This window comes from Brucella intermedia LMG 3301 (genome assembly GCF_000182645.1).
Classification (GTDB): Bacteria; Pseudomonadota; Alphaproteobacteria; order Rhizobiales; family Rhizobiaceae; genus Brucella; species Brucella intermedia.
This window is the reverse complement of record NZ_ACQA01000001.1, coordinates 681,461-697,151: the sequence shown is the minus strand read 5'-3', so window position 1 is coordinate 697,151 and position 15,691 is coordinate 681,461. Positions and strand designations below refer to the sequence as shown.

The window sequence follows — 15,691 nt, the reverse complement described above, 5'->3', positions numbered from 1 at the left end:
TTGGAGTGCCCCAACTGTTACTTGCCTTCCCAGACGCCCTTTTCCTTTAGGCTGTCGGCAAGGTCCTTGGGAATGTAATTTTCGTCGTGCTTCGCCAGCACGTTGTCGGCGCGGAAAACCCCGCCATCACCGAAACGCCCTTCGGCGACGACGCCCTGCCCTTCGCGGAAGAGATCAGGCGGAATGCCCTCGAACACGACCTTCACGGTCTTGATCGTATCGGTCACCGTGAAACGCAGTTCGCTGCCCTGGCGGCTGACCGACCCTTCCTCGACGAGACCGCCGAGACGGAACCGCGCGCCTGAGGCCATGTCCTGTTCCGTCAGGTCGGCTGGCGTGCGGAAAAAGCGAATGTCCTGACTGAAAGCCATCAGCATCAGCCCGACCGCCACAGCCAGAACTGCCAGCGCGCCGCCGATCAGGAACAGGCGCTTGCGCTTTCTCTGGCTTACGGTACGGGCGAAATTGGCCGCTGGTTTGCTTTTGCGTGCGTTGTCGTCTGCGGTCGCGCTCATTTTTGTGCGTTCCCTGCCTTTAGATCTAGTCCAAGACCGGCTGCGAAACTCTCAAGGTTCGACCGGCTTTCGCCTTCAAGGGCTGTCATTCCGCGATTGAGAGCGTCGAGCGCTGCATCGCGGCGGTTGAGGATCATATAGGAGCGCACAAGGCGCTTCCAGCCTTCGACATCCCCGCTATTCTGGCGAAGACTTTCATCGAGACGTTGAACCATGCCTTCGATCATCGCCTGCCGGTCTTCGGGGCTCATCGACGAAGCGGCATCGACATCGTCAGCCGTTGGCCCCTTCGGCTGCTGCTGAACAGCAGCAGGATCGCGAAGCCGGGCGATGGCCTGTTCAATCTGGCCGCGCCACGGCGCGTCGGCGGGGGCTTTGTCGAGGAACGCCTGCAGGCGGTTGGCCGCCAGATCCATGCGACCATCCTGCATCTCACCCTGCGCGAGATAGAATTGCGGGCGCACATCATTCGGTTCGAGATCGGCAGCCTTCCTGAAGAAACCTTCGGCCTCGGCGGTAACAGTACCGCCTGAAGCGGTTGCCAGTGCTTCACCCAACCCCAGAACGCGCGGGAAATTCTCACCCGCGATACGAATGGAGCTGCGATATGCATTGACGGCATCGGCAGCGCGGCCAAGCCGCAAGTAAATCGGCGCCAGCACATCCCATCCACGCACATCGTCGGGATTTTGTGCCAGATGCGCTTCGGCACGCGCTACCAGCTCATCGACAGAGCCACGATCCGCGCTTGCCGAAAGCCGCTCGGCGAGCGGCATGGACGGCATGTCCGGCTTTCCGAACAGCGGGTAGACGCCCCAGGCGACCAGCGGCACTGCAAGCACCGCCAGAAAAGCGAGCAACCGGCCCGGTGTCGTCTTGCCTGCGGCTTCGGCAGCTTCCCTCGCTGACTTTTCGGCGTTCAAAATGCGACGTGAAATTTCGATGCGCGCCTGTTCGGCGCTTTGCGGGTCGATCATGCCTCGGGCAGCGTCGGCTTCGACCTCGCGCAATTGGTCCCGATAGACCTCAAGGTCGTTCTTTTCAGCGGGCAAAAACGCCTGCTGCGCCGCGTGAGAGGCAACAAAACAACCAGAGTGGCTGCCAATGTCAGTAATGCTGCAATAAGCCAGAATCCCATGGCTACGACTTAAGCGCAGCCAAGGGAAAAACCAACCACTACCTGCAGTAAGTTGCTGCCTAGGGCAATTCGCCGCAAAGGATGTCAGGTCAATGGCGTCCAGCTGCCATCCGGATTGCGACAGGCCGTTCCGCGCGAAGTCTGCTGCGATCCGCCGATGGTGAAGCTGTGCGAATACTGGCGGCAATTCTGGGAGCCGACCTGATAAGGCTGCGCCGCAGTCACATCGCCGGAATTCGATCCGCTGCCGCTCCAGGATACGACCTTGCCCGCGGGCGAATATTCGAGCGCGCGATATTCGGCCTCAAGCGCCTTCTTTCGGTCGGCTGCATTCAGCTGATTTGCCGAACTGCCGAGAAGACCATTGCCGAGCGGCGTCAACAGGCTGGTTTCCGGCTTCTGCGCCGCAGAGCCGCCGCCTAGCGAGCCAAGCCCGATCCCCTTGCCGGTGGTCGTGCCACAAGCTGACAATGCAAGCGCCACGGCAAACATCGTCGAAGCAACTGAAACCGGGTGAGAAGACAACCTGGATACCATTACCATAACAACCAGCCTTCATGAACAATTAGCACGCATACTATAACGGCATGCGGCTTTTCAATTTATCTTCTAGTTCGCTTTCAGCCAAAAACAACCGTCAATCTTCTGTCAGGGGCAACAGGACACGGACTCCCAGTCCGCCGAACGAACTCTTGCCCAGATGCAAGCCGCCGCCATATTCGCGGACGGTATCCTGCACGATCGCCAGTCCCAGCCCGGTTCCCGGTTTCGTTTCGTCGACGCGGCTGCCACGTTTCAGCGCCGCCTCGATCTTGTCCGATGCCAGCCCCGGCCCGTCGTCTTCGATCAGGATTTCGAACTGGCGTTGCTCGCCGGAAACGGGGGAAAGCCCGATATTGATGCGTTTGCGGCCCCATTTGCCCGCATTCTCCAGCAGGTTGCCGACGATTTCTTCCAAATCCTCCCGTTCCCCCGCGAAGACCGCGTCAGGCAAATCGTTGCGGAACATGACCTTGAAAGCCGGGTTGAGCTTAGCCGTTACCCGCTGTATGCGCTCGAGAACCGGGGTCACAGGCGTGCGGAAAACAACGCTGTCGCGCTGCGCGGCAATGCGGGCGCGTTGCAGATAATGCTGTATCTGCACCTGCATCGCCTCGCTTTGTTCCTGGACGATGCGCCCATGTTCGCCGCCCATGCTTCGTGCTTCATTGACCAGCACCGAAAGCGGTGTCTTGAGAGAGTGGGCGAGATTGCCGACCTGTGTTCGCGACCGTTCCATGATGCGGCGATTGTTTTCGATCAGCGCATTCATTTCACTGGCGAGCGGCGCGATCTCCACAGGCAGCGACGTATCGAGCTTTGACGAACGCCCCTCGCGAATGTCGGCTAAAGACTGACGCACCTTGTCGAGCGGGCGCAATCCGAACAGGATCACGGCCGCGTTGATGAGAATGCTTCCGATGCCGAAGATCGCCAGATAGGTCGCGAGGCTGGTTCTGAAATCGGATATTTCCTTGAGGACTTCGCTGAGATTGCCCATCACGCGAAAACGCGCAACCCGATTGGCGGCGTCCAGAACCACTTCGGTTTCAACGATGAAAAGTTCCTCGCCATGGAGACCGGGCAAGGTGTAGCTGCGCATGAAGGAACTGTCGAAAGGGGCCTGCGAGACCGGCATTTCCGGCACGATGCGACCAAGCAGCGAAGGTGACTGCAGTTTTCCGGACAGGTTCGGCGTGACGGGGTCGACAGACCAGTACCAGCCAGAGAGCGGGCTGGAATAGCGCAGTTCTCCCAGTTCAGGCCGCCCCTGCAAAAAGCCTTCGCCCGACGTACTGACGGCGCCGACAAGGCTGAACAGATGGGCGGTCAGGAGCCGCTCGAAGTTGCTGCGCGCAGCTTCGCCGTATAGGGAGCCGATAAAGGTCGCGACCACCACAAGGGCCACGATGACCCAGATCGTTGAGAGGGTGACGACGCGGACCGCGAGCGAACGCAGCGGAGGAAAGACGCGAAGAAGCTTCAGCTGTCGTTGCCTTTCGTTTCGCCCCCGCCTTCCGAACGGATGCGGTAGCCCATGCCGCGCACGGTCTCGATCAGGTCCACGCCCATCTTCTTGCGCAGGCGACCGACAAAGACTTCGATCGTGTTGGAATCGCGGTCGAAATCCTGATCGTAAAGGTGTTCCACCAGTTCGGTGCGTGACACCACTTCGTCCATATGGTGCATAAGATAGGACAGAAGCCGGTATTCATGCGAGGTCAGCTTGAGCGCGACGCCATTAATGCTGGCCTTCGATGTTTTCGTATCGAGATAAAGCGGCCCGCAGACAAGCTCAGACGATGCATGGCCAGCCGCACGGCGGATCAGCGCGCGCAGCCGCGCCAGCACTTCCTCGATATGGAAGGGCTTGGCTACATAGTCATCGGCACCGGCGTCGATGCCGGCAACCTTGTCGCTCCAGCGATCACGGGCGGTGAGCATGAGAACGGGCATGGCGCGGCCACTGCGCCGCCAGCGCTCCACGACGCTGATGCCGTCCATGCGTGGCAGGCCGATATCGAGCACGACCGCGTCATAAGGCTCGGTGTCGCCCAGATGATGGCCTTCTTCGCCGTCATAGGCGCGGTCGACCACATAACCGGCAGCAGCCATTGCTTCCGCAAGCTGCCGATTCAGGTCCTTGTCGTCTTCAACGATCAGGATACGCAAGCGGACATTCTCCCTCAATCCATAACCGAACGGCGGTGAAAGCCGTTGTCATTGAGCGCATCCCGAAAAAGCGAAGCGGTTTTCGGAGGAAGATGCGCGTCAAGACAAACTGGCAGAGCGGTTTCGACGATTCAGTCTGACGAAACCGCCCTATTGAGCGGGAACAGCCACTTCAACGCGGCGCGGACGTTCGCCATCACGGCCCGGCACCAGCACGACGACCACACACATGGGGCGGCCATTCTGCGTCGTGGCAGTTGCCTTGGCCAGCTGGCCACCCTGCTGGGCGGCCACCTGTTCGCCGACCGCGGCGCAATCACCAGCGGCAGCGACAATGAGATTGGACTTCTGCGGCGCGGTTATCGGCAAGGCACCGGCACTGACCGGCAGCAAGCCAATACTAACGGCGAGAAGCGCGAAAACTTTGAGTGCAGGGTTCTGTTTCATCATGCCGCCTTATATAGCGCCCAACAGCTGAATGATGCATGAACAACCAAACTTCTTGCGGGCCCAAAGGAAAAATCAGCATCTGACTATCACGGTTTGTGTAATTATGAAATGCGTGATGTTGCCCCGATGCGCCCGATAATCGTAACAATTCCGGCAATTGCGGTCGCCAGTTGCAGCAAAACATCCGTTAGCGCGCCCTGGTCGAAAAGATCCGTCGCCACGCCGAAAACGCCCGCAAGCGATAGAAAAAGCGCAACCAGACCAGCCCAGACCGTGCGCGAAAGATACCATGATTTATCTGCGTTCATATTTTTTCCTGTCAGTTGCCGACACGCCAATTGAGTTCAAATCCGACTTCCGACGCTTGCAGACTGGCAGCCACAACCGCACCGTCCAGCCATATGAAAGGTGTCTCGGCATTCTTCACGACCGACGCGGCCTGCTCTGTTTCAAAATGCCCGCGTGAGGCGCGCGTGAGTTTCCAGCGATTTAGACCGATTTCCTCCTCATCCAAAACAGGAGCACCCTCCCTTCTCCATTGGACGAGCAGCAGGCCTGTATTGGCGCCATTCAATATCTGCGCCCTTGGCCGCGATTGCATCTCGTCGGAATGAAGTGCGACCTCAACCGATTGCCCCTCCACCACCCTTCCCCTTGGAGCGCCTGGCTTGCCGATTCCAGTGCGATCTCGAAGGTCACCTCGGCATCGTGATTGCCACCATGTTCGGGCGCCGTTATCTGAAACGGTCCGCGGATCGTGCCGAAATCCTTCTGCGACGTAGACAGCGGCTCGATCCGCCCCCAGACCATGCCGACGTCGAACCAGCTCTCGGCGAGGCTTGTTTCCCGCCACGACAGGCGAGCGTCCCGCCCCTGTCCCTCTCCCTCACCGGCGAACGCCGCAAAGCCCGTGGCAAATTCGGTATTCGCGGCAGTTCGGCTCAGCCCCGTATTCCGCGTGAGCCAGCGTTCGAATTCACGGATCGTCGGCAGTCCCCGCCTTGCCGCTGCTGACACGCCTGCGGCCGCATCGGAAAGGTGACGACCGAGATTTCCCAAAGATCGGCTTTGATGATGTGGCGCGGGCCAGTGCGGGCATCCGTGCGCGCCTTGACGGTGCGAAAGCCGATGGACAAGCCTTCCAGCCGCCGCCGCGCATCAGTTCCAGCGCATCGCGCATCCGCGCCAGCCTGCCCTCGACATAAAGGCCGCGCGCATCCTCGCAGATTGCCGTCCACATGCCGATTGGCTCCGCCGCATCATGCTTGCCAGAGCATCCGCACGTCCGACACGCGGCCTTGGCGGGCGAGCGGGCGATCGCCCCCGTTTGACGACGTCTTTGCGCAGAGCGGACAGGCCGAAGACACTGGCATAGCCGGAAAGGCTACCGGCCAGCTCCACATCCTCGATGGCGAGAGCGGGCTGCATCGTTTCGGGCCGCATATCAAGCATCGCCATTGCTTTCCCTTTCCTCAGTCAGGATTCCAGGGATCGGCGCCTTTTTCAGCCGTTCAGAAAAGCGCTTGAAGATGCCAAGCGCCGACCAGGCGGTAATGCTTACTGCAGCCGATCCCATCAGCATCAGCTCGGCCCGGCCAAGCAATCCGCTGAGAGCAAGGGTATCGGTAATCTTGACGCCAGCCGCTCCTCCGAAAACCATGCCGCAAATGATGCCGACGGCGAAACGAATGGCCGCTTCACGCTTTCCATGCGGCAGCATATAGGCGAGCGATACGGCAGAACCTGCCATCGCGCCCACCATCTTGGCGAACCATATCCACGTCGTCTCCGAGGTAAATACTGCATCGGTGAAGTTCGTCATGATGACCTCCTGGCTGAATGCGGTTGGTAGCCCACCGCATCGCGTTTCTTCTTCGTCGCTGAGAAATGAGGCATCGAAAATGCGCGCCGTCGAGTTCCCGCCGTCCCAGAGGCATCTCGCCATAGCGGTCGCTGATCGTCTGCATGAGCCTTGCGCCAGATTCGCGGAGTTTTCGTCCGTGCGCATGGGCGTCATCGAAACCGAGGCGTCGCGGACCAACGCTTTCAGCAGCGGAACCGCTCGCGGTGTCATTGTCACGACCTGTCTTGGAGAAGCGCGCAGACGCAAGTCGAATTGCAGCATGCCCCAGGTTTCCTTCAGGTGCGCCAGGTAACCATAGGGGACAATTGCGCATCACGCGCCTGAAACAGCCATTCCTCCTCCGCTGCTTCCACTTGCTGCGGCGTCAGGCCTGCCGTCCAGGATCCCCCACGCCCGAATTTTTGCACGCGCCAGGATTGCATCGCGCGTCTTCACCTGCGAATCAGCCGCAGCGGATGAACAGTCCAGATTGAGGCGATTGAGACGGTTGAGATACTGGCTTACCGGAACAGACAGCAATAGCGCGATATCCGCGGGGTCGATGCCGTGTGCAACCTGCAATTGGTGCGTCAGACGAAGGCGTGCTTCGCCACGTGCTAACTTATCCACAATTTTAGGGTGTACCATCACAATTTTTACAATTGTCTAAAAGACATAACCCTGAAAAGCCGCTATAGCCTCTCAGGGTTATGCACACCGGTATCTGCCGGGTATATAGCAGGGACCGGCGACAGTCACACTTTGTCGACCGTAGATAAAACCTAGCAAAGCACCGTTACGCCGTCAAGGACTATTTTCCTATAATTTGATTTTGTTCCTATCCATATAAAGCTGCCAGGGCCTTAACCATTTCACATGAGCTGTGGCTTATTTATCTGCTATGATAGACACTCCATCTGTCTGCGACAACCAACCGTGCCGAAGTTAGTGAATGCGTAAGACGGCAGAAAAAGAACCGGGAAGCGAGAAGCGTAAACCGTTCAGGGTTTCGCGCCTGATCGGGCTCGACGCGTGGATCGATTCCACCCTCTACAGCCTGCGCTACAGTCTCGGCGAGTGGTGGGAAAACATCACCATCTTCTCCCGGCGTTTTCGCGTGCGCGGGTTCCGGCGTTTCGTCGTCGAGGTTCTCGACGAGGGATTTACGCTCGGGGTTACCGGAGCGGTGCTGATGCTGGTGCTGGCCTTGCCCGCCTTCGAGGAGACCAAGAAGGACTGGCGCGCGCAGGACGATTATGCCGTCACCTTCCTTGATCGCTACGGCAATGAGATCGGCCAGCGCGGCATCCTGCATCGTCAGGCCGTGCCCATCGATGAATTGCCGGACCATGTCATCAAGGCCGTGCTCGGCACCGAGGACAGGCGCTTTTTCGATCATTACGGCATCGACTTCTGGGGCCTGACCCGCGCTTTCAGCCAGAACATGCGCGCCAATGGCGTTGTCCAGGGCGGCTCGACCATCACCCAGCAGCTTGCCAAGAACCTGTTTCTCTCCAACGAGCGCACCATCGAGCGCAAGATCAAGGAAGCCTTTCTCGCGCTCTGGCTGGAAAGCAATCTCAGCAAGAAGGAAATCCTGCAGCTTTATCTCGACCGCGCCTATATGGGTGGCGGAACCTTCGGTATTGCCGCCGCATCGGAATTCTATTTCGGCAAGAACGTGAAGGATATTTCGCTTGCGGAAGCCGCGATGCTGGCCGGTCTTTTCAAGGCGCCTGCCAAATTCGCCCCGCATGTCAACCTGCCGGCGGCGCGTGCACGCGCCAATGTCGTGCTGTCCAATATGGTTGAAAGCGGTTTCCTGAGCGAAGGGCAAGTCGCCGTTGCGCGCCGCCATCCGGCAAGCGTCATCGACCGCGCCAAGAACGAGAGCCCCGACTATTTTCTCGACTGGGCTTTCGAGGAGGTGAAGAAGGTCGCCGCCAATATTCCTCAGCACACGCTGATCGTGCGCACGACGCTGGACCGCAACATCCAAAAGGCGGCGGAGGAATCGCTGGAATATCACCTGCGCCAGTTCGGCAAGGATTATAATGTCTCGGAAGCGGCGACCGTTGTGATCGCCAATGACGGCTCCGTGCGCGCACTGGTCGGCGGGCGGGACTATGGCGAAAGCCAGTTCAACCGCGCCACCAAGGCATTGCGGCAGGCCGGTTCGTCCTTCAAACCTTATGTCTATGCGGCGGCGATGGAAAAGGGGCTGACGCCCAGCACCATAGTCTCGGACGCGCCAATCAGCTGGGGCAACTGGTCGCCCCGCAATTATGGCCGCAGCTTTGCGGGCCGCGTCGACCTGACCACCGCGCTTGTCCGTTCGCTGAACAGCGTGCCGGTGCGGCTGGCGCGCGATTATCTGACCACGGCCCCCATCGTTGCGCTGACCAAGGCGATGGGCGTGGAATCGCCGATCTCGTCGCACAAGACCATGGTGCTCGGCACATCGGAAATGACGGTGATGGATCAGGCTACCGGCTTCAACGTGTTTCCAAATACGGGCATGGCCGGTAACCGCCACGCCTTCACGCAGATCGTTTCATCGGATGGCAAGGTGTTGTGGGATTTCGGTCGCGATGCACCGAAGCCGCACAGGGCGTTGTCGGAGAAAGCGGCGCTCGAGATGAACTCCATGCTGGTACAGGTGCCGGAACGCGGCACCGGACGCCGCGCCGCACTGCCGACGACGCGCGTTGGCGGCAAGACCGGCACGACGCAGAATTATCGCGACGCATGGTTTGTCGGTTTCACCGGCAATTTCACGGCGGCGGTGTGGTTCGGCAACGACAATTTCACCCCGATGAAGGAAATGACCGGCGGTGTCCTGCCTGCCATGGCTTGGCAGCGGATGATGGCTTATGCGCATCAGAACATCGAACTGAAGCCCATACCGGGCGTGACGCCGCCCTTCCCCGCGCCGCCCAAGAAGAGCGAGCCGCAAGTGGCCAACGCCAAGCCGGAAGAAGTCATGGCCGCGCCGCCGCGCGTGCTCTCGCCCATGTCGACAAAAGTCATCAAGGAACTGCATGACCGCTTCCTTGCGGCACCGCCTCTGCCTAAGATCGCCGGGCGCACAAAAGTATCGGTACTCTGAGGGGCGATGTTCAAGACGATATTCAACACGGCGATTGTGCTTGTGCTGGCGCTCGGCGGCGGCATCTGGAGCGTCGACAAGGTGCTCGACCGGTTCGAGGGTTTCGGTGAACTCCGCGTCGGGGCCTGGAGCGCCTATCCGGCGGCTGGCACGCCGGATGCCGATCCCTATTCCAAGGCCCGTGCGGCCCGCAAAGCCTATCTCGCGCTTGGAACGGCGGAAGGGCTGCCTTTCTATGCGCGTACCGACAATGGCGGGCGCACATTGCAGCGCGGCTGCACTTATCGCCTCAGCGGCCTAACCCCGCCCGCCCGTTTCTGGACGGTCTATCCGGCCACGCCCGATCTCGAGCCGATCACGCCGCGCGACGGATTGCTGGAAGCGCTGCATTCCCGCGAGGTGCTTTATGGCGATGACGGCAGCGTCACGATCACCATCGGCCCGGATGCCGCGCCCGGCAACTGGCTTCCCGTCGAAGGCGGCGGCGATTTCGTTCTCGTCATGACGCTCTACGACACGCCTGCGGCATCATCCTCGGGTCTTTCCGATCTGGTCATGCCGGGGCTGGTGCGTATTGCGGGAGCAAATCCGGGAGCGTGCCGTGGCTAGAATTTTCCGCCTCGTCCTTCTCGGCATCATCGGCGCGGCGATCGTCCATATCGCGGTTCTCTTCCTCGTTCCCTTCTATTCCGACAAGAATGCCTGGTCGCGGATCGAAACCGGAAGCGAGCCATACCGCTTCCAGCGGTTGGATCAAAAGACCGGTCCGGTCAGCGACAGCGACCCGCTGATACAGGAAGCCACCTGCCGCTTTGATCTTGCCGACGGCCCCGTGCACATCACGACAGGCGCAAACGTGCCTTACTGGTCGCTCTCGATCTACGCGCCCAACGGGGACAATCTCTACAGCCTCAACGACAGCGTTTCCAACGAACGCAAGCTCGACCTGATCCTTGCCGATCCCATCGGCATGGCAAGTCTGCGCTCGGATGGTTCGCAGGCTGATGCGCGTTCGATCCTGATCGAGCAGAATATCGGCGAAGGCGTCGCCGTGCTGCGCGCTTTCGTGCCCGATGGAACGTGGAACAGGCAAGTGCAGCGCTTCTTCACCGAAGCGCGCTGTGCGCCGTTTGAGGGTCTCTAATACCCGTGCCCGGCATTTTCAGCGCGTGATGCGTTGGCATCCCGGCGTCCCGCCTTAATGCGTTTCCGACGACCCCGGTTCGACTGGAACCTCTCCAAGCCTGAAGCGATGCTGTTTCTTTTTGGCACGGTTAATGAGTTGCTAACGCTTCAACGCTACTATCCGGAACACCGACCCATGCGGGGTGCATTTGCGCGCAAGCCGGCCGCTGCCGGAGGCGTGATCTGCGATTTGGGGCGGGTGAGTTGTGTGCCTACCGGAGTATTCTGCGTGACAAATGATCAGTTCCGCGCCCTGGAGGATATTTCAGGCCACCGGAGCCCGTCGAATTCAAAAGCGGGGAGCAGCAAGGCGGACGACCTTCTGGCGGCCGCCATTTCGGCATTCGCGGGTATCACGCGCCCCGGACGGCAGGATATGCAGCAGCTCGAAGATCTTGCCATGCCCCTTCTGCAATGCGCTTCCACCCGCGGCAAGCGCCACGCAGCCAATGCACTGGCGCAATTGGAAGACGCGCCACGCCGCCTCATTCTGGCGCTGGCCGACCAGCCCGTGGAAATCTCCGCGCCTATTCTCCTGCGCTCTCCCCTTCTGCGCCCGTCCGACCTGATCGAGATCATCGGCAGGAACGGACTTGCCCATGCGCGCGCTGTTGCACGGCGTCAGTCCGGCGATGTGCTTCTGCAAGGCGTGCTGCGCAGTTTTGCCGATCCGGTGATCGACCGCACGCTGGCGCTTCAGGAAAATCTCGCCAATATGGAAGCCGAACCGCTGGAAAAGCCGGATGTACCCGACCTTTCGGCCGCCAGAACGCCGCTGATGAAGGAAGGCAGTTCCGAGCGGCTGGCGCGCGCGCTGCAACAGCCTTTCTACGAGACAGGTGCGGCCACCGGCGCGCAGCATCTCATCGATACCGCGCTTCTGATCGACAGCCAGTTCTTTCGCAATGCGCTGGCCGATGCGCTCGACATTTCGTTCGAGCGGGCCGATGCGATCATCGGCCAGTGGCCGGATTCACATCTGCCGATTGCGCTCAAGGCGCTGGGATTGTCGCCTGCGGAATGCTATCTCACCATGACAGCCATTCTGGGACCGATCGACACCAATCGCGACAGCCTGCGGGAGTTCGTCCACATCTACCGATCCATCGACCGCGAAAAGGCGATGGCGCTCGTGCGGCGCTGGAAGGCTGAAGACATGTCGGCCATGCTGCGCGGCAAACTGCGCGAAATGGCGGAAGCCGAAGACGATACCCCGCTCGTGGATGCGGCCAATTCCGATCATCCCTCCCGCCAGCGGCTGGCGAAATAAGCGCATCAAAAAATTCAGAACGCCTCTCCGTCCTGCGAAATCGAGAACAGCGCCGAAGCATCGGCAATATCTTCCAGTTCGACCAGCCACAGGTCGGGGTCGAAGCGGGTTTCCCGCGCCATGCGGTCACTTGCCGCCATGTCATCGGCGTCATGAAGAATGCGCAGGAACATGCGCTCCCCGTCATGATCTTCTTCATAGGAGGTTTGCGGCGCTGGCGAATAGAGATCGCAGGTGCCGAAGCGCGAGCTTACCTTGATGAAGATCGCGCCGGCTTCCGGCGAGCCGCGACGGGCGAGATAGGCAAAGCCGCCCTCGCCCTGCACCTTGCGGATCAAGGCTGAAACCCAGAAATCGGATGTCAGGCGCATCGCAAATCCATCAACTGATCAGGCCGATCTCGCGCATCTTGGCGATGAGCGTTCCATCGATTTCGCCCGTCACCGGCAGGCTGAACAGTTTCTGGAATTCGCGCACCGCTTCCTGTGTCGACTTGCCCGGCTGTCCGTTCACCGGCACCGTGTCGTTGCCGAATGCCTTCAGCCCGGCCTGCACGCGGATGATATCCTGCGAACTCACCTTCGCCGACTGACCGGCGGGTGCTGCCGCGACCTGTTTTTTCGGCGCCGGTTTTTCATAGGAAGCAAGATCCGGCTTCGGTTTGGAAACTGTTTCCGATTTCAGGACAGCGGGCTGCGGACGCGGCGATGGAACCGCGACCTCGATGGCTTTTGCCACATCGTCCCGAGCCGGAGTGCGGTTCGGGTTACCGTTTTGGGTGTCGGCCAGCAATTGCGGCGGGATGTTGGCCTCCTGCACGCCGAGCTTCTGCTGCAAGGCGCGCCAGCGTTCCACCGCTTCGCGGGTCTGCGGCCCGGTGAAACCGTCCACCGGCCCCTTGTAGATTCCAAGCGTCGAAAGCCGATACTGCAGCCGCGCGATTTCCAGATCGGCATTGGGCGCAAGCGCCGGCAGCATATCGTCCACCGAGGCGTTCATATTCAGCCGGTCAGCCGACAGGTTGGCGGGTTCCCAGCGGTTGGGCTGGCTCGTTGTTCACCTCCGCTGCGGAAGCGCTTTCGGTCGGTTTCGGAGCGTTGTCGCTCGCCGCCGCCGTTCCCGGCAGGACCGCGCGCGGCGTTGGGTTGAACACGAAATCCGGCCTTGTGCGGAAGAACACGGCATTATGCGCCTCCGGCTGATACCAGAGCGCATTGGCCGAAACGAAACTCATGACCACCAGAAACGCGGTTGCCCCGCCGGTGAGGACGGGGTTGCGCGCGATGAACTCTCCGGCGGCAATTGCCAGCGCGGAGGCCGAGGTGAAGAAGAAATGGAGGAGCCGCGATCCGAGACTACGCCGTTTTGCGGGTTTGCGCATTTTTCTGCTCCCGGATTTCGTCGTTCTGCCAGTCATGACGCCTTTCTCCGTGGTGACGGTGCATGTCGATCACCATGCCAAGCTCTGGGCCAAGCTCCTGATATTCGTCTTCTCCCATCACAAATTGCGGACCCGCCACCGGAAGGCGGACCGTGACGACCGTGCCTTCGCCGGGGCAGCTTTTCAGCTGCATCGTTCCCTGATGCAGTTCCACCAGCCCCTTGACCACCGAAAGGCCGAGGCCGCTACCTTCCTGCGCGCGCGCATAATTGTTGTTGGCGCGCACGAATGGCGTGCCGATGCGCTGCATGTCTTCCGGCTCGATGCCGATGCCGGTATCCGACACGCTGAATTCCAGCATAGCACGGCCTTCGGCCATAACGCGCGCTGCATCGATGGTGACGCAGCCGCCGCTTTGCGTGAACTTCACCGCATTTCCGGCAAGGTTGAGCAGGATCTGCTGGACGGCGCGGCGGTCGGCCACCAGTTCGCCAATACCGTTGCCGACGCGATGGCAGAAGGCGACGCCTTTCTTTTCAGCCAGCGGCAGCATGACGGCGGTGCACATTTCGGCTGCTTCGCGGAAAGCGAGCGTCTGCGGATCGATGCTGTAATTGCCGGTCTCCAGACGCGAATTGTCGAGAACGGCGTTAACAAGCTCCAGCAAATAATGGCCGGACTGGTGAATGAGGCCCGCATATTCGCGCTGCTTTTCACTGGCGAGCTTGCCGCCCATTTCATGCGACAGCATGTCGGAAAAGCCTATGATGGAATTGAGCGGCGTGCGCAGTTCGTGGCTGACGGCGGCAAGCAGACGGCCCTTGCCGATGCGCTCCGATTCCAGCTCCGCTTTCAGCGTGGCAATCTCTTCCAGAAGCTTCTGCTCGCCTTCCAGCGAACGGCCGATCAGCGTGATAGCGTGGGCGCTTGCAGCTCCTTCGAGACGATAGGTACGGAAGATGGTCTCGCCATTTTCGATGGAGCGCAGGCGCACGTCGATCTTGCGTACCGTGGCACCGGCGCGTAGATCGGCCAGAAGCGAAAGATATTCCACGCGGTCGGCCACATGCACGCGGTCGATCAGGGCCGTGCCTTCCAGCATTTTCGGCTGCACGCCCAGAAGCTTGGCAGAATTTGCATCGACCGAAGACACCACGCCTTCCATGTCGAGGCTGAACTGCACGTCACCGGCAGCAACCGCGATCTGCGGTGCGCCGACCTTGATCTCGGCAGGTTTGGCAGCGTTCACAAAGCCACGCGCCACAAGGCTTGCGGCATAAAGGACAAGAACCGCGACAGACGCATAGCTGCCGCCGGAAACAGCGCCGCCGCTTGCGGTCGCGAGGAAAGCCAGAATCATGGCGGCGAACGCAGCGCCTGCTGCGGCAGCGCCCGGTCGGCGGGTCGCAAACCAGACTTCAAGCGGCAGGCCTGCCGCCATCAGCCACAGAACCGCATTGCCATGCGAGAAGGCGCCAATGGCAGCGAGACCCGCGCCATAGGCGGCGAAATTCAGGCCCGCCAGAACGGGCGCGGCAACGCCCATCAGCGACAGCGCGCACAGGATCATGGCCACGCCTGCAAAGCTGGCGGCGAGAATGGCAAATTCCGTGAAGCCCGGCGTTACACCGGAGCCGAGCACCGCAGCACAAAGCAGGACCGGCACGGTGAGAACCGAGCCGATGACACGTATGGAGGCCGCGTCGGGTGTGGACACCCAGCGGCAGCAGAAACGTTCGTAAAAACGGCTGATCGCCTGCACGCTCGTGCGGACGGTATCGGCTGTTTTCAAAAGAATGGCGTTCAACGTGCCCTACTCACTCAATACTCTTGCATGATCCGAACTGGAAACCCTTCGCCGTGGCGACGCATTCCCAGCCAGCAACAGATTGCAGCGGAGGCTTTAAAGAAACGATAAAGCGGGAGCGCCCAAAGCGGATAAGTGACATGCCGGGTCTGCTTTTCTGTCTATGGTAAACAGAGAGTAGCAATCGGCGAGACGCCATTGCTGGCCGATGCAATTTTAACGTTCAGACCGAACGGTTACGGAATCTTTTCGAATTCATCGGACATTGACGGCGACACATC

At 60.3% G+C, this 15,691-nt stretch carries 15 protein-coding genes and 4 pseudogenes; 4 read left to right on the top strand and 15 right to left on the bottom strand.

Going from position 1 to position 15,691, the window contains the following annotated elements; translation table 11 throughout:
- Positions 1-17 precede the first annotated feature (17 nt).
- The 12 genes and pseudogenes from ccmE to OINT_RS03210 form a co-directional block, all read right to left on the bottom strand.
- Entirely contained in the window at positions 18-515 is a 498-nt protein-coding gene (ccmE, locus tag OINT_RS03265) for a cytochrome c maturation protein CcmE (RefSeq protein WP_006466345.1), read from the bottom strand.
- Positions 512-1,653: pseudogene (gene ccmI, locus OINT_RS03260) on the bottom strand (c-type cytochrome biogenesis protein CcmI). Before ccmI ends, ccmE begins: the two are co-directional and overlap by 4 nt.
- Positions 1,654-1,737: 84 nt before the next feature.
- A complete protein-coding gene (locus tag OINT_RS03255; protein ID WP_006466343.1) occupies positions 1,738-2,196 on the bottom strand; it encodes a hypothetical protein in 459 nt (152 codons plus the stop codon).
- Between the two features lie 94 nt (positions 2,197-2,290).
- Positions 2,291-3,601 (bottom strand): ATP-binding protein, encoded by a 1,311-nt coding sequence (locus OINT_RS03250; protein ID WP_006466342.1) that lies wholly within the window; start codon positions 3,599-3,601, stop codon positions 2,291-2,293.
- 74 nt (positions 3,602-3,675) lie between these two features.
- Complete coding sequence (locus OINT_RS03245) at positions 3,676-4,365, bottom strand: response regulator transcription factor (RefSeq protein ID WP_025091278.1); 690 nt, start codon at positions 4,363-4,365, stop codon at positions 3,676-3,678.
- A 150-nt stretch (positions 4,366-4,515) separates the two neighbouring features.
- Complete coding sequence (locus tag OINT_RS03240; RefSeq protein ID WP_006472696.1) at positions 4,516-4,812, bottom strand: hypothetical protein; 297 nt, start codon at positions 4,810-4,812, stop codon at positions 4,516-4,518.
- A 104-nt stretch (positions 4,813-4,916) separates the two neighbouring features.
- Positions 4,917-5,123, bottom strand: coding sequence for a hypothetical protein (locus OINT_RS03235; protein WP_022568935.1), 207 nt, complete (start codon positions 5,121-5,123; stop codon positions 4,917-4,919).
- Positions 5,124-5,134: 11 nt separating this feature from the next.
- Positions 5,135-5,458 (bottom strand): GTA baseplate fiber-binding domain-containing protein, encoded by a 324-nt coding sequence (locus tag OINT_RS03230; protein ID WP_420808394.1) that lies wholly within the window; start codon positions 5,456-5,458, stop codon positions 5,135-5,137.
- A 5-nt stretch (positions 5,459-5,463) separates the two neighbouring features.
- Positions 5,464-5,598: pseudogene (locus OINT_RS03225) on the bottom strand (phage tail tube protein); the annotation flags it as partial.
- A 90-nt stretch (positions 5,599-5,688) separates the two neighbouring features.
- Positions 5,689-6,273 (bottom strand): annotated as a pseudogene (locus OINT_RS22755) (HK97 family phage prohead protease); the annotation flags it as partial.
- Positions 6,260-6,637, bottom strand: a complete 378-nt coding sequence (locus OINT_RS03215; RefSeq protein WP_039852893.1) for a DUF6107 family protein — start codon at positions 6,635-6,637, stop codon at positions 6,260-6,262. The gene OINT_RS03215 and the pseudogene OINT_RS22755, both read right to left, overlap by 14 nt.
- 354 nt (positions 6,638-6,991) lie before the next feature.
- Positions 6,992-7,288, bottom strand: a complete 297-nt coding sequence (locus tag OINT_RS03210) for a hypothetical protein (protein ID WP_138920915.1) — start codon at positions 7,286-7,288, stop codon at positions 6,992-6,994.
- A gap of 322 nt (positions 7,289-7,610) precedes the next feature.
- Here OINT_RS03210 and OINT_RS03205 point away from each other — a divergent pair, with 322 nt between their 5' ends.
- From OINT_RS03205 to OINT_RS03190, 4 genes are all read left to right on the top strand, one after another.
- The gene (locus OINT_RS03205) at positions 7,611-9,767 is read left to right on the top strand and encodes a penicillin-binding protein 1A (protein ID WP_006466337.1); all 2,157 of its coding nucleotides are present in this window, start codon (positions 7,611-7,613) and stop codon (positions 9,765-9,767) included.
- Between the two features lie 6 nt (positions 9,768-9,773).
- Positions 9,774-10,376: a DUF1214 domain-containing protein gene (locus OINT_RS03200; protein ID WP_006466336.1), complete on the top strand. Its 603-nt coding sequence runs from the start codon at positions 9,774-9,776 to the stop codon at positions 10,374-10,376.
- On the top strand, positions 10,369-10,911 hold the full coding sequence (locus OINT_RS03195) for a DUF1254 domain-containing protein (protein WP_039852424.1): 543 nt from the start codon (positions 10,369-10,371) through the stop codon (positions 10,909-10,911). The genes OINT_RS03200 and OINT_RS03195 overlap by 8 nt, the downstream gene beginning before the upstream one ends.
- Before the next feature lie 270 nt (positions 10,912-11,181).
- Positions 11,182-12,222, top strand: coding sequence for a DUF2336 domain-containing protein (locus tag OINT_RS03190; RefSeq protein WP_039852892.1), 1,041 nt, complete (start codon positions 11,182-11,184; stop codon positions 12,220-12,222).
- A gap of 14 nt (positions 12,223-12,236) precedes the next feature.
- Here the strand turns inward: OINT_RS03190 and OINT_RS03185 are convergent, their stop codons facing one another.
- The 3 genes and pseudogenes from OINT_RS03185 to OINT_RS03175 form a co-directional block, all read right to left on the bottom strand.
- The gene (locus tag OINT_RS03185) at positions 12,237-12,593 is read right to left on the bottom strand and encodes a DUF1491 family protein (protein ID WP_006466333.1); all 357 of its coding nucleotides are present in this window, start codon (positions 12,591-12,593) and stop codon (positions 12,237-12,239) included.
- Positions 12,594-12,603: 10 nt separating this feature from the next.
- A pseudogene (locus tag OINT_RS03180) lies at positions 12,604-13,603 on the bottom strand (peptidoglycan-binding domain-containing protein).
- Positions 13,578-15,410, bottom strand: a complete 1,833-nt coding sequence (locus OINT_RS03175) for a sensor histidine kinase (RefSeq protein WP_006466330.1) — start codon at positions 15,408-15,410, stop codon at positions 13,578-13,580. Before OINT_RS03175 ends, OINT_RS03180 begins: the two are co-directional and overlap by 26 nt.
- Between the last annotated feature and the right edge of the window lie 281 nt (positions 15,411-15,691).